Annotated in this window: 18 protein-coding genes; 6 read left to right on the top strand and 12 right to left on the bottom strand. The window is 51.1% G+C overall.

Annotated elements, in window-relative coordinates; translation table 11 throughout:
• Positions 1–3: 3 nt before the first annotated feature.
• From GWC94_RS04950 to GWC94_RS04940, 3 genes are all read right to left on the bottom strand, one after another.
• A complete protein-coding gene (locus GWC94_RS04950) occupies positions 4–2,055 on the bottom strand; it encodes a putative porin (RefSeq protein ID WP_161833927.1) in 2,052 nt (683 codons plus the stop codon).
• A 63-nt stretch (positions 2,056–2,118) separates the two neighbouring features.
• Positions 2,119–2,940 (bottom strand): purine-nucleoside phosphorylase, encoded by an 822-nt coding sequence (locus tag GWC94_RS04945; protein ID WP_161833926.1) that lies wholly within the window; start codon positions 2,938–2,940, stop codon positions 2,119–2,121.
• A 102-nt stretch (positions 2,941–3,042) separates the two neighbouring features.
• Entirely contained in the window at positions 3,043–3,246 is a 204-nt protein-coding gene (locus tag GWC94_RS04940; protein ID WP_161833925.1) for a cold-shock protein, read from the bottom strand.
• 212 nt (positions 3,247–3,458) lie between these two features.
• On the opposite strand from GWC94_RS04940, the gene GWC94_RS04935 reads away from it, so the two are divergent.
• Together GWC94_RS04935 and GWC94_RS04930 are read left to right on the top strand one after the other, a co-directional pair.
• Positions 3,459–5,276, top strand: coding sequence for a M61 family metallopeptidase (locus GWC94_RS04935; protein ID WP_161833924.1), 1,818 nt, complete (start codon positions 3,459–3,461; stop codon positions 5,274–5,276).
• A gap of 20 nt (positions 5,277–5,296) precedes the next feature.
• Positions 5,297–5,944 carry an SMI1/KNR4 family protein gene (locus tag GWC94_RS04930; protein WP_161833923.1) on the top strand — a complete coding sequence of 216 codons (648 nt, stop codon included), beginning with the start codon at positions 5,297–5,299 and terminating at the stop codon, positions 5,942–5,944.
• A 44-nt stretch (positions 5,945–5,988) separates the two neighbouring features.
• Here the strand turns inward: GWC94_RS04930 and GWC94_RS04925 are convergent, their stop codons facing one another.
• Positions 5,989–7,206 (bottom strand): TCR/Tet family MFS transporter, encoded by a 1,218-nt coding sequence (locus GWC94_RS04925; RefSeq protein ID WP_161833922.1) that lies wholly within the window; start codon positions 7,204–7,206, stop codon positions 5,989–5,991.
• Between the two features lie 184 nt (positions 7,207–7,390).
• Positions 7,391–8,260 carry a DUF4382 domain-containing protein gene (locus tag GWC94_RS04920; protein WP_161833921.1) on the bottom strand — a complete coding sequence of 290 codons (870 nt, stop codon included), beginning with the start codon at positions 8,258–8,260 and terminating at the stop codon, positions 7,391–7,393.
• 161 nt (positions 8,261–8,421) lie between these two features.
• Between GWC94_RS04920 and GWC94_RS04915 the strand changes: the two genes are divergently transcribed.
• Positions 8,422–9,183 carry an NIPSNAP family protein gene (locus GWC94_RS04915; RefSeq protein WP_161833920.1) on the top strand — a complete coding sequence of 254 codons (762 nt, stop codon included), beginning with the start codon at positions 8,422–8,424 and terminating at the stop codon, positions 9,181–9,183.
• 87 nt (positions 9,184–9,270) lie between these two features.
• Here the strand turns inward: GWC94_RS04915 and GWC94_RS04910 are convergent, their stop codons facing one another.
• From GWC94_RS04910 to clpB, 5 genes are all read right to left on the bottom strand, one after another.
• Positions 9,271–9,783: a YdeI/OmpD-associated family protein gene (locus GWC94_RS04910; RefSeq protein ID WP_161833919.1), complete on the bottom strand. Its 513-nt coding sequence runs from the start codon at positions 9,781–9,783 to the stop codon at positions 9,271–9,273.
• A 63-nt stretch (positions 9,784–9,846) separates the two neighbouring features.
• Positions 9,847–10,968: an efflux RND transporter periplasmic adaptor subunit gene (locus GWC94_RS04905; RefSeq protein ID WP_161833918.1), complete on the bottom strand. Its 1,122-nt coding sequence runs from the start codon at positions 10,966–10,968 to the stop codon at positions 9,847–9,849.
• Positions 10,969–10,974: 6 nt separating this feature from the next.
• Positions 10,975–15,336: a CusA/CzcA family heavy metal efflux RND transporter gene (locus tag GWC94_RS04900; protein ID WP_161833917.1), complete on the bottom strand. Its 4,362-nt coding sequence runs from the start codon at positions 15,334–15,336 to the stop codon at positions 10,975–10,977.
• Positions 15,337–15,379: 43 nt separating this feature from the next.
• Positions 15,380–15,757 (bottom strand): hypothetical protein, encoded by a 378-nt coding sequence (locus GWC94_RS04895; RefSeq protein ID WP_161833916.1) that lies wholly within the window; start codon positions 15,755–15,757, stop codon positions 15,380–15,382.
• Between the two features lie 451 nt (positions 15,758–16,208).
• The gene (clpB, locus tag GWC94_RS04890) at positions 16,209–18,818 is read right to left on the bottom strand and encodes an ATP-dependent chaperone ClpB (RefSeq protein WP_161833915.1); all 2,610 of its coding nucleotides are present in this window, start codon (positions 18,816–18,818) and stop codon (positions 16,209–16,211) included.
• Positions 18,819–18,947: 129 nt separating this feature from the next.
• Here clpB and GWC94_RS04885 point away from each other — a divergent pair, with 129 nt between their 5' ends.
• From GWC94_RS04885 to queG, 3 genes are read left to right on the top strand one after another with little or no spacing between them, the layout of a single operon-like run.
• Positions 18,948–19,961 (top strand): serine hydrolase domain-containing protein, encoded by a 1,014-nt coding sequence (locus tag GWC94_RS04885; RefSeq protein WP_161833914.1) that lies wholly within the window; start codon positions 18,948–18,950, stop codon positions 19,959–19,961.
• 10 nt (positions 19,962–19,971) lie between these two features.
• On the top strand, positions 19,972–20,337 hold the full coding sequence (locus GWC94_RS04880; protein WP_161833913.1) for a hypothetical protein: 366 nt from the start codon (positions 19,972–19,974) through the stop codon (positions 20,335–20,337).
• An 18-nt stretch (positions 20,338–20,355) separates the two neighbouring features.
• On the top strand, positions 20,356–21,285 hold the full coding sequence (queG, locus tag GWC94_RS04875; RefSeq protein ID WP_161833912.1) for a tRNA epoxyqueuosine(34) reductase QueG: 930 nt from the start codon (positions 20,356–20,358) through the stop codon (positions 21,283–21,285).
• Positions 21,286–21,296: 11 nt separating this feature from the next.
• On the opposite strand, the gene GWC94_RS04870 is transcribed toward queG, so the two are convergent.
• A complete protein-coding gene (locus GWC94_RS04870) occupies positions 21,297–22,706 on the bottom strand; it encodes a hypothetical protein (protein WP_161833911.1) in 1,410 nt (469 codons plus the stop codon).
• A complete protein-coding gene (locus GWC94_RS04865) occupies positions 22,696–23,292 on the bottom strand; it encodes an RNA polymerase sigma factor (RefSeq protein ID WP_235918461.1) in 597 nt (198 codons plus the stop codon). Before GWC94_RS04865 ends, GWC94_RS04870 begins: the two co-directional genes overlap by 11 nt.
• Between the last annotated feature and the right edge of the window lie 34 nt (positions 23,293–23,326).

The raw sequence follows: 23,326 nt of genomic DNA, 5'->3' as shown, positions 1-23,326 counted from the left end.
GGGTCAGTTCACAAAACTCCACCACAGGCCAAACCGCATCCACAAACCGGTATAGGGCGATTCGGGCGAAGCAAAATTGTATTTGTTGAAACCGAATCCTCCGGAAGGGTTCAGCGTGTTAAGGTTCTCCAGCCGGAAAAAACCCTTGAAACTCTTGATGCGGAAATGAACAAAGGCATTTATATCGGGTCTGTTATGCATCGAATACCTGTTCTGGTAAAAGAACTGCCCTGTGAAAGGCGAATAGTTATCATTCTTATAAGGTGTATAATACCTGATCTCGAGTCCTGTCGATAAAAAAAGATTCGTCGCAAAATTGCCTTCAAAAGCAATGCGGTTTCTTGTCAGCAGCAAAGGAAGGTTAACGGGCGCCTGTCCGGTTGCCTGCTGCACATGGATCTCGGTATACCAGTTCCAGTAACGCGAAAGTCGGAACTGTTTCTCAGCGCTGAAATGCAGTACATTGAACAGCGTAGCCTCCTGCCTCGCACTGAAAAAACTGTCGAAATACATATAGTTGCTCACTGCATAGTACTCGCCCGTCAGTTTCCATTTATTGCGCGGGTTTTCATAGGCGCCGAACAGGCGGATGATATTCTCCTTGCCAAAACCCGTTCGGTTGTGCAGCGGGAACCGGCTCAGCGGGTCGAGGATAAAAGAAGGCGAGCGGTTCACATTCTGGAACCCGATCACCAGGTTACCCAGTTTGTTTCCCAGAGAGCGCCGCATACTGATATAAGCCGCGTAATCACCTGCATTGTATCCGTTCAGATATAATTGTCCCGTGGCTTCGATATCCCATAACTGGTTCCTGGTACGGTTGCGGTACTCTCCTATGCCGTACAGGTTGTAAAGATTTTTTCGGGCGGCGGTATCGTCGAATTTTCCAAACAGGTTTTGCACCACGATGCCGGCTTTCAGGAACTGGGCCTGGTTGTTCTTATCGGGAAACGAGATCAGGCTGAATTCGTTGCTGATATCGGTCCACGCGTCTTTAAAACTGACCGTATCCCGCAGCAGCGGGTAGTTATAGAATTTCCGGTAACTGGCGGAGTCGGGAAAATAATCCAGGAACTGGTAACTGGCATTGGTGTACCGAAGCGTGTGTTCTACCCGTAACCGCGGGTAAAAAAGCTGTATCGTTACCGAATCCGTTACCAGTGAATCGCGCTTGCCGATATCGAGGTGGTGTCTGAACAGCGCGGTAAAATCGCGATAGGTATTGCCGGTGTTTACAGTGGTATTAAACGGGTTGCGGCTCAGAGCGCCGGATCTGCCCAGGCGCGTATCGAGCTCAAAAGGATCGTTCAGCGCCAGGCTGTCGAGTTTGGCGGGATCTTTCAGTCCGCCGTTTTCCGAAGAGGCGCTTTTGTTACTGATCAGTATCAGGAAATTTTCGTACCGGCGGTTGTTTGTCTGGTAATGCGTGGTGAAACGAAGGTTGCTCTGACTCGCATTCTGCGTTTTCAGTACGCCCGGCGAATTACCGAAACGGTATTCGAGCGAGAAATTGAAATTGCTTTTTTTGTTCTGGGTATGCGTCACTCCCAGAATCTGTTCGGCTTTACTGCCCAGCAGGTACATCAGTTCCGTATAGGGACGGGTGGTTTGGTATATCCTGGTATTTTCAGGGGTAAAACGGTAAATATCGTACTGGTGAAACCCGGCGTCGAAACCGGCTTTCAGCAAGGGATTGAACAGAAAAGACTGTGCGGCGGTTAAACTGGTGCCCATCGTATGGTAATACCAGGGAACCGGCGCCCGTTTGCTGAAATCGTTGATGGACGAATCCAGTTTCAGCAACCTGCTCGAATCAAAATAATGGTAGAAGATGGTGATTGAATCCTCGTTGCTGTTGCGCCGCTGCAGGGAATCGTTGCCCTTGCTGCGTTTGATCATCCTTCCCTGGCTGTCGTACGTAACACTGCCGGTGCCGATGCCTCCGTTCCGCCTGAGCTGCTCCATACCTGTTCTCACCTGTGCGTAAAGCTGCGCGGTTCCCGCCACCAGCAGGAACAGGCACAAACATAACTGCTTCCGTGAGAAAAGATGCATGGGCAATTGATCTGTAAAATACGATAAACACCGTTTCCGGCCCGTTAAAACTGAGACAATACCCTACAGTTCCTGCACCAGTTCGCGGAACAGCAAAGTGAGTTTCGGTTCTGCATCGGTGGCCGCCTGCAGCACCTCTTCGTGGGTGATGATATTGTCTTCTTCGCGTATACCCAGGTCGGTGATCACACTCATGGCAAACACTTTCATACCGCTATGAATGGCTGCGATCGATTCCTGCACCGTACTCATACCCACCGCATCACCGCCAAGCACATGGATCATCCTGTATTCGGCGCGTGTTTCAAAAGTAGGACCGGTAACGCCCAGGTAAACACCCTGCTGCAGTTTGATCTGGTGTTTTGCAGCGATGGCCTGTACGCGGGCGATAAGTTGTTTGCTGTAAGGCTCGCTCATATCGGGGAAACGCGTTCCGAGTTCGTCGATGTTTTTTCCGAGCAGGGGATTCTGCGTAAACAGGCTGATATGATCCGTGATAACCATCAGGTCGCCCACTTTGAAAGAGGTGTTCACACCGCCCGCTGCATTGGACAGAAGCAGGGTTTCCACACCAAGCAAACGCATAACACGAACAGGGTAAGCCACCTGCTGCGGTGTATAGCCCTCGTAATAATGAAACCTTCCGCCCATCACCCATACTTTTTTCCCGCCCAGTTCACCAAAAATCAGTTTGCCTTTATGACCCTCCACCGTGCTTACGGGAAAATGGGGAATATCCTGGTAAGGGATCTCTGTTTCTGTTTTGATCTCGTTGGCCAGGTTGCCCAACCCGCTGCCCAATATGATACCGATGGCGGACTGGCCGCTTACCCGTTGCTTTATGTATGCTGCTGTTTCCTGTAGTTGCTGCATGGCTGCTGTCATAAACAAATAATTGGGTGCAAATATACTGTATGAGGGATCGAATAGCCGCCAAAAAACAAGGGCTACCGGTTAGGGTAGCCCTTGCTTTAAGAAAGCAGTATGTTAACTGATACGTTTAACATTTACAGCGTTCGGACCTTTACGGCCTTCCTGAACGTCGAAAACAACTTTGTCATTCGCCTCGATCTGATCGATCAGACCTTTTGCGTGTACAAAAGTTTCTTTGCTGGAATCATCGTGCTTGATAAAACCAAATCCTTTCTCTTCATTGAAGAACTTTACAGTTCCTGTAATTTGTGTGTCCATTTGTAAAATTGTGTATTTAAATAAGACGCAAAGGTAACCGTAAAATGCTTACCGACCTAATTAAATAGGAATTGTGAAGGATTTTAACAGTCCGGAAAACCTGCATTTTTCCCTGCATCGCCCCCACATCGTCCCTGGTCCGCCTTTCAGCCAGTCCCCTTCCCAACCCTGCAGCCAATCCCCTATCTTAGCAATTACCATAATCCCGCTGCATGAAACAACTGATTGCCTGCTGTATCGGCCTGATGATGCTGACCGCCGTATCCGCACAGAAGATACAATACAAAGTCTCGTTCCCCAACGCTGTTCACCACGAAGCGCATATTGAGGTAACCGCCAGCGGTCTGCCCGCCGGTAAACCCGCGGTCTTTCTGATGAGCCGTTCCTCGCCCGGCAGGTATGCCACGCACGAATTCGGCAAGAATGTGTATGATGTGACCGCTTACGACAATACCGGCAAAGCCATCCGCATCAACCGCGTAGATGGCGATATCTATGAAGTGCCGGCACACAAAGGCGCTGTTACGGTGAGTTACACGCTTTTTGCGAATTACCCCGACGGCACCTATGCCGGTATCGATCCGGAAAGTATTCACCTGAACATGCCCGCCTGTTTTATGTGGGTAAAAGGCATGGAAAATGCGCCGATCGAGATCCGGTTTGCTTTACCCAAAGAAAACAAAGGTATCGTTGCCACCCAGTTGGTGCCTGTTGCCGGCAAATCCGATACCTACAGCGCACCGGGGCTCCAGTATTTTATGGACAGTCCCACCAAGATCGGCGATCTCATCATGCGCGAATGGAAAGTGAGCAATCCCGGAGGTCAGACCTTTACGATCCGCATTGCCCTTGAGGCGGCGGCCACGGAGCGGCAGGCAGATGAGCTGGCCGATAACGTAAAGAAAATCGTGGAGGAAGCGCGCGCGGTTTTTGGTGAATTCCCGGTATACGATCATGGCAGCTACACGTTTATCGCCAGCGCCAATCCTTATGTGTTCGGCGATGGCATGGAGCACCGCAACGCTACGATGATCTCCTCCACTATGAGCGTTTTTTCTCCCGCCAGGCTCCTGGGTGTGTTCTCGCACGAATATTTTCATAACTGGAATGTGGAACGCATCCGTCCCAAAACCCTGGAGCCCTTCAATTTTGCCAAAAGCAATATGAGCCACGAACTCTGGTTTGCAGAAGGATTCACACAGTATTACGGCAACCTGCTGCTGGCGCGGGCCGGTCTGACGGAGGAAAAGAATTACCTGCTTACCGCCGGGGGACTTGTCAATGCCAAAATGAACACACCCGGCGCCACTTACTATTCTCCGGTAGACGCCAGCAACCATGCGGTGTTCGTGGATGCAGCCGTATCGATCGACAGGAATAATTATGCGAACATGTTCAGCTCGTACTATACCTACGGCGCGGCCATTGCACTTGCACTTGACCTGGAAATGCAGGTGCGTTACCACAAAACACTGGATGCCTTTATGCGTGCGATGTGGCAGAAATTCGGCAAAAAAGAAATCCCCTATACCCTGGCCGGTATGCAGGATGCACTGGCTTCTGTAACAGATGCCGCTTTTGCCGCAAAATTTTTCAGCAGTTATATCACAGGACACGAACCGGTGGATTATGCATCGCTGCTGGCAAAAGGGGGATATGACCTGAAAAAAATAAACGAGGGCCGACCCGCTATCGGGTTTTCACTGAGCAGCGCGGACCCGAACAGGGCCATCATCGCCAACGGCACCATCAGGGGGTCTGCAGCGTATATTGCCGGACTGGATATCAACGACGAGATCATCAAACTGGATGGCACCGCCGTCAAAAACAATACGGACCTCGGCAATTTTTTACAGAACAAAAAAACCGGCGATGCCGTGACCGTTACCTACAAACACAGGGGCATTGAAAAAACAACTTCCCTGGTGCTGAAAGAACAGCCGATGATAATGCTGGTTGACAGGGGATCGGCCGATGAAGCGGCGAAGCATATCCGCAGCAGCTGGTTCAGCACACAGGTAAAAAAATAAGCCTAACGCATACACCCACCATGGATAAGGCATTTTTCAACAAACTGTTAGATAACAAGGTACGCGAGTTCTATTCCGGCGAACCCGATTTTATGCTGCTGTCAAAGTTCAAAGGCATTATCCGGGATACCGACTATTTTGATTTCATCATCGAAAGTCATAACGGCGGTTTGTTCTATAAACAGTCGCTGCATATCTACAGCTATTCCGCCAACCGCGAATTCAACAACATCGAATTTGTTAACCGGGTGCTGAAAAACGAATACGGCGATATGTATGAAGGGCTGTTGTCATTCGGACAGGATCTGTTCGGCAACCAGTTCTGTTTTGACACCGCTAACCATAACCGGATCGTGGTGTTCAACAGCGAGACCGGCAAACGCGAGGATATGGCCGCTGATTTTATGGAATGGCTGGACACGCTGTACCGGCATTTCGGTTATTATATCGGGCTAAGCCTGATCAACGAATGGCATGCCAAACACGATTTTGCCTTCCAGCAGCGGTTGTTCCCGAAACTGCCGTTTGTCAGCAGCAACGATTTCCGGACAGGCAACCTGCAGGTGGTCGACTTTCCGCTCTACCTCAAATCCTATGTGGCCGTTGCCCGGCAGGTACACCATTTGCCCGATGGCACCACGGTGAAGATTGTGTTTGGGAAACCGTGAGGAAGTTTGTAGTCTGTTTGACAACAACAGACCGCAGACTATACCTATTTCCTCTCTTTCTTCAACGCATAATACGCCCAGATAGCGCTGGCGAGCATGAGCAGGAAGCCGAGGAAAAAAGAGGCGCCGGCAAAGTAGAAAGGCGCCTGCTTATGGGTGAAATAAGCGAACAAACTGGTCATCATCGGCGGACCAACAATCGATGTGGCGCTCATCAGGCTTGTGAGGGCGCCCTGCAGTTCGCCCTGTTCATTGGGTGGTACATGTCCTGAAATAATCGACTGCAGCGCAGGCCCTGCGATTCCGCCCATACAATATGGTATGAGAAAGGCAAACATCATCCAGCTCTGTGTTGCAAAGGCAAAAAGCAGTAATCCGAGTGCATACAAACCAAGGCCAATATAGATACTTCTTTCGTTACCGATCTTCGGGTTAATCACACGCACCAGTCCGCCCTGCACCGCGCCGATCAGCAATCCGACAACAGCCAGGGAGATGCCGATCATTTTCGGCGACCAGCCAAATCTTTCAATATTGAAAAAGCTCCAGTTGCTCTGCACCGCATGGGCAGCCAGGTAAACAAGCGTGAGCGATGCGATCAGTCCGCCCACCCCGGGGTATTTTTTCAGTTGCAGCAGGGAGCCCACCGGGTTGGCCCGTCTCCATTCAAAATCGCGGCGGTGCGCTTTGTCGAGCGACTCGGGCAATACAAAGTACCCGTACAGCCAGTTGGCCAGGGCCAGTATGGCCGCGGCAAGAAAGGGTATACGCGGTCCCAGTTCGCCCAGCAGTCCGCCCAGCAAAGGTCCGAGGATAAAACCCAGTCCGAATGCGGCGCCGATCATGCCGAAATTCTGTGCACGGTTCTCGTTGGTGCTGATATCAGCGATATATGCCGATGCCGTGGTAAAACTGGCGCCTGTAATCCCTGCAATGATCCTTCCTACAAACAGCCACCAGATAGAGGGGGCAAAGAATACAAAAAGATAATCGACCCCGAAACCGAACAGCGAGAAAAGCAGGATGGGCCTTCTTCCGTATTTATCACTCAGGTTACCGAGAATGGGCGCGCAGATAAACTGCATAAAAGCATAGGCAAACGTAAGCCAGCCCCCGTACTCGGATGCAAGACTCACATCTTTGATACCCAGCAATTCCTGGATTAATCCCGGCACAACCGGGATGATGATACCGAACCCGGTGATATCTATCAGCAGGGTAACGAAAATAAAACCGATGGCGGCTTTTCTGTTAAGGGGCATAGAAGGCGTATGAGCAGCAAAATTGCTGGAAACGGTTGAGAAAACCATCTGCGGGGTCTTCAATTTATTGCCGTTTAAAAAGAAAATAGCGCTGCGGCACGGCCGGCAGAGAAAAGCCTGTTTACGGCAAACAAAACAAGGGGAACAGTTGTTCCCCTTTGAAGATGATATGAATAATGTTACCTTATTTGTGCAGCGTGATGGCTCCTATCGATGTTTCTTTCGGTGCTTTTACCACAACATTAGTGATGGTGGTATCGGCATAGCCGTTGGATGCATTCACGAATACGGAATAGGTTCCGTCTCCAAGACCGCGCACTTTGAAATAACCGTCGCGGTTAGGCAGTGCGTAGGCCGTGTCGGATCCGTTGAACACCGTTACAACAGGATAACCTTCCCTTGGCGTTACCTTGCCTGCAACGGTACCGGTGGTTGACAGCACAAAGAAATGGAACACCGGTTTGAGATAAAACCCGTTGTTGTTCTCTACGATCGACCTGCTTACGTCAAAATCAACCCAGAGACGTTTTTTACCCGGCAGGTAAGATTCGCATTCATTACCCCTGAGTTTGAGCAATACATAGTTGGGCATGTTGGCCGGCCAGTTCAGCGGATAGGTTACATTGTCCTTTACCAGCGAGTTGTTGGTGCCGATCTCGATCTTGATCAGACGAATGGAGCCCTTGGTAACATTGGAAGCTGCCAGCAGTGTATCCGCACCGTTGCGGAAAGTCAGGATATCGTATACACCCGCTTTGATATTCAATGTTTCCCATACAAAAGAGGAATCTTTGCGGCGATCGTCATCGCGGCCCTGGTGGTCCCAGTCCTCGTTATCGTGCTTACGTGTGTTTGCCGAAGTATCCACCAGCACTTTCACCGAACGGATATCGATCAGTACTTTGTCAAAGAGACCAGGTCCGTCTGTCAGATATAAGGATAGATGTTCTTTACCCTGCGGAACGGCAGGTTCGTCTGAGGTGCTTTTCTTACAGGCCGCCATACCAATAACGCAGAGCGCCACGATGGCCAGGGAGAGGAGGTTGTTTTTCATGTTGGTTCTGTTTAAAGTAGAGTTCCTTACATCTGTAGGTATTGGTATTTTTCAAGAGATACAATAACTATGCAAAACGTTTGCCAAGGATTTGTTAAAGGGTTACTATTTTTTTAAAAGGAATGGATTATCTTGACCAAACAATTGCAAATAAATTACATATGAAAATTTTTCTCCTTACCCTCGGGGTATGCATGGGTTGCCTGGGACTGTCTGCCCAGAAAAGAGCGTTTTACGAAATCAAAGTATACCATGTGTCCAAAACGGAGCAGGTTGCCCAGGTTGATGAGTACCTAAAAAACACCTATCTCCCGGCATTGCATGCTACCGGTGTTTCCAAAGTGGGTGTGTTTCACCATATCGCGAACGATACAGCGGCGGATAAACGGATATTTGTTTTTATTCCCCTGAAATCTTTTGGGCATGCCGAGAAGATCGAAGACCTGCTGGTAAAAAATGCTTCGATCAGGTCCTCCGCCTACTGGAATACCGCCTTTAACCAGTCGCCCTACACCCGCACCGAAACCATCCTGCTGAAGGCATTTCCGCTGATGCCGGGATGGAAAGCCCCTTCCCTCTCGGGCAACAAAACAGAACGCATCTTCGAATTGCGCAGTTATGAATCTGCCAACGAACGGCTGTACCGGAAAAAAGTGGAGATGTTCAACGAAGGCGGCGAGATCGCTTTGTTTGACCGTCTCGGGTTCAACGCTGTTTTCTATGGCGAAGTGATTGCTGGCAGCCGCATGCCCAACCTGATGTACATGACCAGCTTCAACAACCGCAAAGAGCGCGACGAACACTGGGCTGCTTTCAGCGCAGACCCCGAATGGAAAAAACTCTCCGCCATGGAAGAATACAAGAATACCGTGCAGAAGAACGACACGATGCTCCTGAACCCCACGGAGTTTTCCGAATTGTAAGATGGCTGGGAGCTGATTGCCGATTTTTCGATTGCCGATTGCCGATTGCCGATTTGATTATATCCATCGGCAATCGGCAATCGTTCATCAATCAATCCTGTTCTTTTTCATGTTTCTTATCATCGTTCCGAAATCCTGTTTTTTGGAGAGCGCCGTGATGGCCTGGGAGATGCGTTTGGTGCGGGCGGTTTCTGTTTTTACTCCCGTCAGCCATTTGGTGTAGTAGTTACGGTGCGATAATTTCAGTTCGTTAAAAAAGGCTTTGGCAATAGGCTCGTCCTCGAGACATTCCAAAAACTCAGGGGGTATAGCCAGCGGTTTGGTATCAACAGACAGCACTGCTTCCAGCATGGCGCCTTTCTTTTTCCGTATGCCTTTGCGCATGGCGGCATTGATGGGAATGATAAAGCGGCCGCCACCCATCGGCAGCAGCGCCACCCCTTCTATCCTGTGTTTATCAAGTCTTCCTTTTACGCGGAACGATTGCCGGGTTCCGGGTTTCAGTTGCCCGGCAATAGCTGGCGGAAGCTCGATATAGGTCCAGCCGGTTTTCTCTCCCTGTTCTTCAAATTGCTGTATGATGGCGGTAAACTGAACCATGGTTGCTGGCGCTAATATACAAAACAGGCCGGTGGGGAATACTGTCGGTCTGATTCCATCGCACTAATCGGTTTTATTACGCAAAGCCGCCAACACCGGGTAGGCGTTTTTCACCACCACCTTCCTGCCGAACAGCTCGCCCTGCGGAATGCTTACCGCTACATAGCCGTTATCCCGTACACCCGTTTTCACCGGCAGCAGCACATAGCGGTTTGACCCGATGTCTTCCACGATGAATTCATTGGCGCCATGACGAACCACCGCGTCTTCCGGCACGGCAGCCGATTCCATGCCGGCCACCTGCACCCGGCCCCGCAAAAACATACCGGGCAGGAGATGTGCGGGATTGGTTTCAAAATGACAATGGATCAGCGCCGAGCGGCTTTCATCAACATTGCGGGTGATCAGCAGCACCTGCGCCTCGTATTCTTTTTTCGGATCGTCCACCAGCGTCACGATCACTTTCTGGCCCGGGGCCACCAAGACAAGGTCTTTTTCAAAAACATTCAATGCGGCATGAATGTCCGAAGGGTTGATCAGCTCAAACAAAACTTCCGAGGGGGTAACGTATTTACCGATGTTCACATTCACTTTGGAAACAAAGCCGTCGATGGGTGAATGCAGGGAAATGCTTCTTGATATCGTATTCTCATCCAGTTTTGCGGGATCGATACCCACCAGTTTCAGTTTTTCGCCATATCCTTTCAGCAGCACTTTCTGTGACTGGTAATCGGCCTGTATTTGCTGAAAAACCTTATCGGCGCTTACCTTGTTTTCGTTCAGCAGCTTCTGTCGTTCAAAATCCTTGCCGAGAAATTCAAGACGTGTTTTTGTTACCAGGTAATCCTGCTGTAACTGAATCAAAGCCTGGTCTTCCACCGTGGCGATCACTTCGCCCTTTCTCACCCGCATGCCGGGAAGCAGTCTGGTACTCTTCAGGTACCCGCCCAGCGGGAAGCTGACGGAAACAATGTTCTGCGGCGGCACATCCGCCACGCCGTTGACCACCAGTTCTGTTTTCAGTGTTTTTTTGCTGACGCCGCCTGTTGTGATGGCGGCATTCCGAACCTGTTCTTCTGTGAGCCTGATGGTATCGCCTGTTTTGGTTGCGATGGCCGTTTCCGGTTTGGGCTTGCCGGAACAGGCATAGAGAAAACAGGTAAGGATCATGATGCTATTGCGCATACCGGGTTATTTTTCGTTTAAGTATTCGAGTTCGATCAGCGACTCGTTGTATTTTTTTATTGCGTCGAGGTAATTGATGCGGATGCTGATGGCATTGTTCATCAGCAGGGTCCATTCGAGGTAACTGAGGTTACCGCTTCGCAGGTTTTGCCCGGCGTTGTAGATGATCTGTTCTGCCTGCCGCAGGCCGTTCTGTTCGTAGTATTTCAGCACGGCATGCTGTTTCTGCCATTCGGCCAGTAACTGCCATTTCGCGTTCTTCAGTTGTTCTTCTGCAATTTTTGTATTGATACGCGCCACCGATTCCTGTACGGCGCCGGCCCTGATCCTGGCCTTCGCCGCGCTTTGAAAAACCGGCAGGGCAACAGAAAAGCTGAACACATGGAAACGGTTACCCGACCCGTAGTATTTCTGTGTAAGGCCATCCGGACTCTGGTAACCGGTAATCGACTGGTTGCTGTAACCCAGTCCCAGTTCGGGCATTCGCTTTGCCTTTTCCATATTCGTCTGTGCGGCGGCGGTCCGCTCCAGCGATTGCTGGTACTGCACCAGCGGGTGCGGCGCCGACACCGATGTATCGATCATGACTTCGCCCGTTTTTTTCAGCGATGTATAGGAGGGCAGTAACAGCCTGTCTGTTTGCAGCAGCCACTGCAGTTTTCGCTGCGTCAGCAGTATATCTGCGTCCAGCTGCGCCGATTGCACCTGCAGCTGCAGCACCTGCGCTTCGCTGTTGGTTTTTTCGAGAAAATTGGTTTCGCCAGAGGAAAAACGCAGGCTGGCGGCTTTTCCTGTTTCGGTATAGATGGAGTCCAGTTCCTGTAACAGTTTTTTTCGCTCCTGCAGTTCCACCAGTTGGTAGAACAGTTTTTTGGTTTCCCTGAACAGCTCCGCTTTGCGCCAGCCGGCGAGCTGCCGCTGCGTCGTTTCCTCGGCCTGGTATAACACGCGTTGCCGGTTGTATACGGCAGGCAGCTGAAACGATTGGCTCACCAGGAAACGGGTATCGTTTACCGCGCTGTTGATGTTGCCGTACTCAGCACCCATCTGCATTTTAGGCGGATCGAATACCCCTTCCTGCAATTGTTTCCAGTATTCGGATTGTTTTCGCGCGCCCTGCAAGCCCAGGTTCTGCCGTTCGGCCTGCCGCAGCATGGAATCAAGCGGAACAGCCTGCTGCGCCCGGGAGATGCCGGCGGTTAACACGAATAAAAACAAGAGCAGGGTGGTGATTGTTTTTCTGCTGCTTTTCCTGCGCCGGGTTTCGATCCACCGGTAAAGAATGGGCAATACCACCAGCGTAAGAAAGGTAGCGGTGATCAGCCCGCCGATGACTACCGTGGCCAGCGGCCGCTGCACTTCTGCGCCGGAGCCTTTGCTGAATGCCATCGGTAAAAATCCGAGTGATGCCACGGCCGCCGTCATCAGTACGGGCCGGAGGCGCATGGTTGTTCCCTGTATGATGATCTGTTTCATATCCTGCACTCCCTGTTTTTTGATCCGGTTAAATTCTGCGATCAATACAATACCGTTCAGCACGGCCACACCGAATAAGGCGATAAAACCAACCCCCGCGGAAATACTGAAAGGCATTCCCCTGGCAAACAAAGCAAATACACCGCCTATGGCCGATAAGGGTATGGCAGAAAAGATCAGCAACCCGTATTTCACCGAACCGAACGCGAAATACAGCATCAGCAGTATCAGCAGCAGGGCCGCAGGCAGGGCGACGGCCAGCCTGTCTTTGGCCTCTACCAGGTTCTCGAACTGCCCGCCATAGGTGATAAAATACCCGGCCGGCATGCGCAGTTGTCTGCCTGCTTTTTCGCGCAGCTCGTTTACAACCGATTCAATATCCCTTCCGCGCACATTAAACCCCACGATCACGCGGCGTTGGGCGTTCTCTCGCTGTATCTGGTTCGGTCCCTGTTCAATGGCTACCTGCGCCACCTGGTACAGCGGCACCTGCAGACCCGTTGGCGTGGGTATGAGCAGCTGCTGCACATCGCTGATATCGTTCCTGTCTTCTTTATTGAGACGCACCACCAGGTCGTACCGTCTTTCTTTTTCGTAAACCATACCCGCGGAGGAGCCGGCAAAAGCCGTTCTGATCACCCGGTTCACATCTTCGATGGTAAGCTGGTAGGCGGCCATCATGTTCCTGTCGTACCGCACGACGATCTGCGGCAGACCGGTAACCGATTCGATGTATATGTCTTTGGCGCCGTTTACCGTTCCGGCTATGGAGCCGATGCGGCCGGCGAATGCGGCAAGACTGTCGAGGTCGTCGCCGAATACCTTGCAGACGATATCCTGTTTGGCGCCCGAGATCAGTTCGTTGAAACGCATCTGTACGGGAAACTGGAATCCGGCTGTCATACCCGGCACCTGTTTGATTGCTTCACTCATTTTGTTGGCGAGTTCGTCAAAGGAGCTGGCAGACACCCATTCGGATCTTGGCTTCAGCGTGATCATGATATCCGTCATCTCCACCGGCATCGGATCGGTTGGTATTTCGGCGGCGCCGATACGCGTTACAATTTTTTCCACTTCCGGAAATCGGTTCTGCAGGATGGCTACGGCTTTTTGCGTGGTATGAACGGTTTCGGTTAACGAACTGCCGGTCATCAGCCGCGCATCAACCGCAAAATCGCCTTCTTCCATTTCCGGGATGAATTCTCCGCCCAGCGATTGCATCAGCACCAGGGCCAGTACAAATAAGCCCACGGCCGCGCCAACCACCAGCCTGGGAAAACGCAATGCGCCGTTCAGCAAACGGGCGTACACGCGCTGCACCCGCCGCATCAGCCGGTCGGCCAGGTTTTCCTTATCCGCCACCCTCCTGCTAAGTACCAGCGAGGAGATCATGGGTATATAGGTGACCGATAACAGGAATGCGCCGATCAGGGCAAAAGAAACCGTTTGCGCCATGGGTTTGAACATTTTTCCTTCAATACCGGTAAGCGTCAGTATTGGCAGGTATACGATCAGGATGATCACCTGTCCGAACACGGCCGAGTTCATCATCTTACCCGCAGAACCCGATACTTCGCTGTTCAGTTCCTGCGGAGTGATGGATTTTTTCCCGGGCAGCAACCCGAGATGCGTCAGGCGATGCAGCACCGCTTCCACGATGATCACGGCGCCGTCTACGATCAGTCCGAAATCCAGTGCGCCCAGGCTCATCAGGTTGCCCGATACACCGAACAGGTTCATCATGATCACGGCAAACAACATGGAAAGCGGTATCACCGAAGCAACGATCAGTCCCGCACGGAGATTACCGAGGAACAGCACCAATACAAACACCACGATCAATGCACCTTCGAGCAGGTTCTTTTTTACCGTGCTGATGGCGTTATCGACCATTTTGGTGCGGTCATAAAAAGATTCGAGCAGCACCCCTTCGGGTAAATTTTTACGTATCTGTTCAATGCGTTCCTTTACACTGTTCACCACCTGCGAGGCGTTGGCGCCTTTCAGCATCAATACAATTGCACCTGCCACCTCGCCTTCTGCCTTGTAGGTCATTGCCCCGTAACGGATCGCGTGACCGATACGCACTTCGGCCACATCGCTGATCAGTACGGGAATACCCGAGGGCGTATACTTCACCACCATTTTGCGGATATCATCCATGCTGCCCGCCAGTCCCTCGGTTCGGATGAACAACGCCGTGGGTCCTTTTTCGATATAGGCCCCGCCTGAATTCTGGTTGTTTTTCTGTACTGCAGTGAACACATCCGAAACCGTTACGTTCATGCTTTTCAGTCTGTCGGGCTGAATGGCCACCTCGTATTGTTTGAGGTTACCGCCAAAACTGCTTACATCGGCCACACCGGGTGTGCCCAGCAGCTGTCTTCTTACGATCCAGTCCTGGATAGACCGCAGCTCGGTAAGATCGTATTTGTTTTCATAACCTTTTGCGGCACGGAGTATGTACTGGTACACTTCTCCCAGACCTGTTGTTGCGGGTGCCAGTTCCGGTTTGCCGGCTTCGGCGGGGATCTGCTCCCGCGCCAGGCTGATCTGTTCGTTCACCTGTTGCCTGGCCCAGTAGATATCGGTTTCATCGCTGAAAACGATGGTTACCACAGAAAGGCCGAAACGCGAGATGGACCGCATTTCCCTGATACCCGGTATGCGGGCCGATGCCTGTTCGATGGGAAAAGTAATGAGCTGCTCCACTTCGGGTGCGGCCAGCGTTGGCGATGTGGTGATCACCTGTACCTGGTTGCTCGTGATATCCGGCAGTGCATCGATAGGCAGTTGCCTGAGGTTGATCACGCCTGTCAGCACCAACGCCAGCGTGAACAAACCTATGATCAGCTTATTCCTCACGGAAAAGCGAATGATAGCCTGTAACATGTAAAAAGATTTACGCCTTGAAAAAAGAATCGATCCGTATCGTTCAGGCGTTTCGGGGAGGCTGGAAAACAGCGAGGGGGTTGTACAGTGGTTTGTTGGTCTCTTCGTAAGAACGGTGAACGGTGCGCACGGCGGGCAGCGGCTGTATCTCTATCGACGCCGGTTCGCTTTTATACAGGGCGGCCATCAGACTTACATCGATGGTGCGGAAGGGAAGCTGTTTGTCCTGCTGAAAATCATCGCCCTGTGGTACCTGTTCTATGTAATGGATGCGGATGAACCTGGCCACCGTCATGCGGGGGTCGGCCTGTTTGTGTTTCTGGTAATGTTTTACGAGGTAGGGAATACGGAGAAGCTGGTGTCCTTCACCATAGGCAAATACATAGACTGCCAGAATCCATATGCCGATACACTTTTTCAACCGGACTAAAGTACAAAGAATTTGTTATAACCACCGGCACAATCCACCAGCGGTGCCGTGCAGACGCAGAGACCGGAGAAAAATTTCTGTGCAACTCCGTATCTCCGTGGCTCTGTGTTGAAAAAATCTCGACCATCGGGTTATTGAAACCGGGAGGCAACTGAGACACCGTTTCAACACAGAGCCACAGGGGCACGGAGGAACACAGAGGGATGCGAAACCCAAGCTTTACCATCACCGCGCATCGCTGAAGGCAAGACCCCAATGGACTGCATAAACCAACCAATCCTAATCGTCCTCCTAATAAAAGATATTTGGTTAAATAAAGAACTTAGACACAAAGAGAGGATAGTACCTAGCTTTTATTTGACTCTTTTCGTCCGAACAGTTGCAGACCGGCCACAAAAAAGCCGGACCAGGCCCGGCTTTTGTTCAGCGAACGATCGGCACATCACTTTTTTTCAGGTTCTTCGTTCCTGAATATCACTATCCCGTCGAACACATCTGCCAGTACGGTTTTGTTCCTGTCGATATCCCCTGCCAGTATTTTTTTGCTCAGTTCATTTACAATCTGTTTCTGAATCAGTCTTTTCAGCGGTCTTGCACCAAACTGCGGGTCATAGCCCTGTTCGGCCAGGAATTCCATCAGGTAGTTGCTGAAATCGAGCTGGATACCATTGGCTGCCACCAGTTTTTTCAAGCCTTCCAGCTGTATCTTCACGATGCCCATGATCTGTTTTTTCAGCAGCGGATGGAACATGATGATCTCATCCACCCTGTTGAGGAACTCGGGACGTATGGTTTTACGCAGCAGTTCCATCACTTCCAGTTTCGCCCGTTCGGTTGCCTCGTCTATATTGGCGTCCTGTACATTTTCAAACGCATCCTGTATCAGGTGGCTTCCGATATTGCTGGTCATGATAATGATGGTGTTCTTGAAATTCACCACGCGGCCTTTGTTATCGGTGAGGCGGCCGTCATCCAGTACCTGCAGCAATACGTTCCATACATCGGGGTGCGCTTTTTCTATTTCATCGAGCAGCACAACACTGTAGGGTTTCCGGCGCACGGCTTCGGTCAGCTGGCCGCCCTCATCATACCCCACATATCCCGGAGGCGCTCCAACCAGTCTTGACACGGTGTGTTTTTCCTGGTATTCGCTCATATCGATACGCGTCATCATACTCTCATCGTCAAACAGGTATTCGGCAAGCGCTTTGGCCAGTTCGGTCTTACCCACACCCGTTGTACCCAGGAAAATAAAAGAGCCGATCGGTTTTTTTGGATCCTGCAGGCCTGCACGGCTTCTTCGGATGGCATCGGCCACCGCTGTGATGGCTTCCTCCTGCCCTACCACGCGGTTATGCAGTTCTTCTTCGAGATTCAATAATTTCTCACGCTCGCTCTGCAGCATTTTGGTTACCGGTATGCCGGTGGCCTTGGCCACATTCTCGGCAATGTCTTCCGCATCCACTTCTTCTTTCAGCAGGCGTTTGTCTGTTGAGGTTTCAAGCTGCTTGCTGAGTTCATCGATAACGGCCTGCTGTTCCTGCACCTTGCCATAGCGTATCTCTGCCACCCTGCCGTAATCGCCGTTTCTCTCGGCCTGTTCTGCCTGCAGCTTCAGGTCTTCGATGGCGGCTTTGGCTGTCTGCACTTTTTCAACCAGTTCTTTTTCCTGCTGCCATTTGGATTTGAGCGTATCGCGTTCCACAGAAAGATTGCTGATGGTAATGTTCAGCTCTTTCAGTTTATCCTTATCATTCTCCCGCTTGATCGCCTCCCGCTCGATCTCGAGTTGGCGTATCTGCCTTTCGAGTTTATCGAGTTCCTCCGGCATGGAATTCATTTCCAGGCGCAGCCTTGCCGCGCTTTCATCGATCAGGTCAATGGCTTTGTCGGGAAGGAAACGATCGGTCATATACCTTGTCGATAATTCCACCGCTGCAATGATCGCTTCGTCTTTGATGCGTACATGGTGGTGTGTTTCGTACCTGTCTTTGAGGCCCCGCAGAATGGATATAGCGTCTTCCATCGTAGGCTCATCGATCATTACTTTCTGAAAACGCCGTTCGAGGGCCTTGTCTTTTTCAAAATATTTCTGGTATTCGTTCAGTGTTGTGGCGCCTATTGCCCTCAGTTCTCCGCGGGCCAGCGCCGGCTTCAGTATATTGGCCGCATCCATCGCACCTTCACCGCCACCGGCGCCTACCAGTGTGTGTATCTCGTCGATGAAAAGCAGTATCTCGCCTTCGCTTTCCGTCACCTCCTTCACCACGCTTTTCAGTCTTTCTTCAAATTCGCCCTTGTATTTCGCGCCGGCTATCAACTGTCCCATATCCAGCCCGTAAATGGTCTTGGAGCGCAGGTTATCGGGCACATCGCCGTTCACGATCCGCATGGCAAGTCCTTCCACGATGGCGGTTTTACCCACACCGGGTTCACCCACCAAAATGGGGTTGTTCTTGGAACGGCGTGTCAGGATATGCAGCGTACGCCTGATCTCTTCATCACGACCGATCACGGGATCCAGTTTGCCCTGCATAGCCAGTTCATTGAGGTTTTTGGCGTATTTGCTCAGCGCATGCAGCTGTGTTTCCTGTGTCTGCGATTTGATGGTATCGCCTTTACGCAGGTCTTTGATGGCGGTGATCAGTCCTTTCTCGGTAAGGCCCGCCGCTTTCAATGTTTTTGCCGTATCGTCATTTACCTGTAACAGTGCCAGCATAAGGTGTTCGGGACTTACAAATTCATCTTTGAACTCTTTCAGCACGGCATTTGCTTTCAGGAATACATTGTTCAGGTCGCGGCTTACATTCTGCGCCGGTTCGCTACCCTGTGTTTTGGGAAGCCTGGCAATGCTTTCGTCCACCTTGGATTCCGTAAAACCAATATTGACGTTGTTGCGTTTCAATAAAAATTCCAGTGGACTATCCTTGTCCGTCAGCAATGCTTTCAGCAGGTGATTGGTTTCAATATTGGGGTTGCCGTTATTGTACGCCAGCTGCTGGGCGGACTGAATGGTTTCCTGGGCTTTGATTGTATAATTGTTAACGTTCATAGTCTTTGGGATTGTGATAAACTCCTTATCTTTTCCGTAAGAAGTCATTCAACATACACAAAAACTGTTCTTCCCTGTTGCACAATGAGAAAACCTGAAATTCTGTCTGCATTTACCTTCCGCAGCTGTATGAAAGTCAGCTTTTTGCTGGCCGGCATGTTATTCTTTCAGTCTGCGTTCAGCCAATACGATTTTTCTGGGCTCGACAAGAAGATGGAGGCGGCAAAAAAAGAGCTGGATGGCCATGCCATGCTGTTGATTACCAAAGACGGCAAACCCATTTACCAGAAAGCCATAGGCGAGTTCGGCATCAAAACCCAGTCGCCGATCGGCAATACCAGCAAATGGCTTACCGCTGCGCTGGTCATGAGTTTTGTGGACGAGGGAAAGCTTGCGCTTGGCGATAAGGTCAGCAAGTTTCTTCCCTATTATACCAAATATGCCAAGGGATTTATTACCATCAGGGATTGTCTGGGTGATCTGACCGGGATTGAATCGGAGACAGGAAGATCGCTGCTGAAACAGAAATACGCCTCCCTGGAAGAAGAAGCGGAACAGCATGCGTCAAAGAAGGAAATCCTGTCTAACCCCGGACTCGAATTCCGTTACAGCAATACCGGGCTGAATATTGCCGGCAGGATACTGGAGGTGATGACGAAAAGAAGTTTTGAGCAGCTGATGCAGGACCGGATCACCCGGCCACTGGCGATGCGCAATACCAGTTTTGCGAGCCTGGAAGGCGTCAGCCCATCTTCAGGTGCCGTGTCTACACCAAACGATCTGGGCAATTTTCTTACGATGCTGCTGAACAAAGGCATGTTCAACGGTAAACGCATACTGAGTGAAAAATCCATAGAAGACATGCAGACTGCTGTAACCACGCCTGCCATGATCAAATACGCGCCTGATTTTGCCAAAGGGTATACTTATGGTTTTGGGGAATGGATACTGCAGGGAGATGAGAACGGCAAATCAACCGTGATCGCCATGCCGGGAATGAACGGAACATGGCCCATGATCGATAAATGCAGGGGGTACGGATTTGTGCTCCTGACCAGCGGAAAACTGAAAGAAGAGCGCAAACAGCTTTGTCTGGAGCTGAAAGAGATGATTGATGCGCAGATCAAATCAACCTGTAAATAAATACATGCCTATGTTCTGGTTGTTCGATGCCTCCAAATACGAGCACAGGTACCAGCCGCTGGCCTCGAAGAAGGTCTTTCTGAAAAGACTGAAACGGAACGTCCTGCTCGCATCCTGTATTCTTTCGGTCTGTTTACTGATCGGTGTGGTGGGCTATCGTTTCGGAGGGCCCATGAGCTGGATCGATGCATTGCACAATGCGTCCATGATACTGAGCGGCATGGGGCCGGTGGCGGAAGTAAAGACAACCGGCGGCAAACTGTTTTCATCGGTTTATGCCCTTTTCAGCGGCGTTGCGTTTATCACCAATATCGGGATACTGCTTACACCCATTGCCCACCGGTTTTTTCATAAACTGCATGCGGAGGAGAAATAGGTAACTTTGCCCCGGAGCATGGATATCACCAAAAATACGGCGCTGATCAAACGCATTTCACAGGAAATGGGATTCAGCTATTGCGGAATCGCAGCGGCGGCAGCGCTCGATGAAGATGCCCGGAGGCTCGAAAAATGGTTACGCGGCGGCATGCACGGAAAGATGCTGTATATGGAAAACCACTTCGACCTGCGCATAGACCCACGCAAACTTGTGCCCGGTGCCAAATCGGTGATCACCCTATTACAGAATTATTTTCCCGAACAGCAACAGGCGGCCCATACACCACATATTGCCAAATACGCATTCGGAAAAGATTACCATGAAGTGATCCGGGCAAAACTTCGTGATTTCATGCAACAATTGAACCGGCAGATCGGCGATATACAGGGACGTGGATTTGTAGACTCGGCGCCCGTACTCGAGAGAACCTGGGCGCAGAAAACCGGGGCAGGATGGATTGGCCGCAACGGCAACCTGATCAGCAAACAAAATGGTTCCTTCTTTTTCATAGCCACGCTGATCGTTGATATCGATCTTGCCTATGATGACCCGTTTGCAAAAGATTTTTGCGGCACCTGCCGGAAATGCATCGATGCCTGTCCTACTGATGCCATACTTCCCGATAAAATAGTTGATGGCAGTAAATGCATCAGCTACTATACAATCGAGCTCAAAGACGCATTGCTGCCCGATGAAATGAAAGGCAAATTCAACAACTGGCTGTTTGGTTGTGATGTATGTCAGGATGTCTGTCCCTGGAACCGTTTCAGCCAGCCAACCGATGAACCTATGTTCACGCCGATTCCCGAAGTGCTCAATCTGACCACGAAAGAATGGGAAGATCTCTCTGAAGAAGCTTTCAGAAAGGTATTCAAAGACTCGCCGCTGAAAAGGAGCAAATTTTCGGGTATTAAAAGAAACCTGTCTTTCATCCAGGAAAAATAAATTGGCCGCGGCTATTTTTTCCGCGGCAGCACGGCAGTGAGGCGCACTGCTGCATTCCATAAATGCTTTCCCGGAGAGGCATCGTTAGTCTTCGACAAAACATAGCCAACCTGCGGCCCCAGGTACCATACCGGCTGCTTACCCAGCCCGATATCCAACCCTGCTGACAACTGTACCTGTGTTTTGGATAATATGGCATTGTTGCGGTACAATACGCCTGCATTCTTATCGAAATAAAGCGCGTTGCTTGCCAGCAGTATTCCGCCCGCTGCTCCCAAACGCAGACGCAGCGACCAGCTATCGTTCTTTACCAGTGCGCGGTAATAATCGGCCCCAAACAACAGAAAATGATACCGGTTGGTGTAGGTGGCGCTGTCGGTGCTCAGGTAGGCATACCCGTTATCACTCCTGCTGTCGAAAGCGGTATTTGCCAGCAGGTTGGATTGTGTGTTTAGCCGCCGCCCGATACCGGTGCTGTTGGCATATTGCGCATACCCGATATGCAGCCCCATTTCCGATCCTTTACCCAGGTAACGGGTAGCGTGTACCTGCAGGGCCAGGTACACGCCGTTTTTTTCGGTGGGCAGTTTATAGGATATCGCCGCGGTATTGTTCACCGATCCCGGGTTATACAGTCCGTTGCCCCCCGGCGCAGGTGATGCATAATTTGCCGAATCTGCAGCAGGTGCTCTCTCCGCTATACCTGCCATACCCAAGTCTGCGGAAATATGCCATGACCAGGGGCGTCTTTTCTTCTGCGTGATACTGGTTTTCTTTTCTGCCGCGCCGGCGATAACACTGTCTTTATTTTCAACCACTGTTTTGGCCGGTATTTCACCTGGCTGCATTTGAGAGGCTTGCGCTGCGGGGGTAACGGTGGTACTGGTTTTTTCCGCGTCAGTCAGATCCGCCGTTTTTGCTGTGGTTGGCTGTACAGGAACTGGCTTAGGGGCAGCGGTCTCGTCAGCCGCGGTTATACCGGTTACGGGCCTGCCCGGCAATATGGTTTGGGACCCCGCAACGGTTCTTTTTCCCGCGGGTGCGGATGTATGGGCAATTGTGTGGGGCATATTCGCTGCTACAGTTGCCTGCAGCGGCAAGGCATGGTGATGCGTGGATAAGGAATCGCTGACCGGCGTTTTCATTACCGGTTTTACGGCGGGTGCAGTTGCCGGAATATTTGTCTGTACCCCCGGCTGCTGCCCAGCGGCCGTTGGCCTGTTCACGGGCAGGATTTGCCGGTCGAAAAACAGCCAGGTACCGCCCGCCGCCATCAGCAGGACCAATATCCACAAAACACCAAAGCGTTTTTTTTCTTTTGACAGTGCGGCGCTCACATCCTCCCATACCTGGCTGTCGGGCTGCATACGCAGCTCCTCCAATTCACGGCGCACCTGTTCTTCGAACGATCTATCCGCCATAACTGTTTTTTTTACTGTTAACCGAATGTTTCTCCAGCCAGCCAATCAGCAGGGCCCTGGCCCTTGCATATTGCGAGCGGCTTGTGCCCTCTTTTATGCCCAGCATTTTTCCGATTTCCACATGCGAGTACCCTTCCAGCGCATGCAGGTTAAAAATGGTCTGGTACCCTGCGGGCAGCTGCCTGATCAGGCTGAGAATGTCTTTCACATTCAGCGCCAGGTCCGGCGTTTCGTTTTCAACAGGGTGCAGGTAAGCGTCTTCGAAACTGAGATCGAGCTGGTAGCGCGGTTTTCTTTTGAGGTAATTGATGGCCGTGGTTACCATGATACGCCTGATCCACCCGCCCAGTTCTCCCTCGTGTTTGAACTGGTGCAGGTTTTTAAACACCTTGATAAAGCCTACCTGCAGCACTTCCTGCGCGTCGTTCATGCTTTTGGTATACCGGTAGCAAATGCCCAGCATCGTATCGGCATACAGGTCATACAGCTGCTTCTGTGCAGCCGGATGGTTCCGTAAACAGTCTTTTACCAGTTTGTGCTGATCCGCCATGGCTTGTTGCCCTTCTGACACCATTGCATGTTCCATCGTTGCACCGCCGGAAAAATCTTAGTTGCGGTCA

The organism is Sediminibacterium soli, from assembly GCF_009939225.1.
Taxonomy (GTDB): domain Bacteria; phylum Bacteroidota; class Bacteroidia; order Chitinophagales; family Chitinophagaceae; genus Sediminibacterium; species Sediminibacterium soli.
Note: the sequence above shows the minus strand (reverse complement) of the source record. Positions and strands in the feature narration are given on the sequence as shown.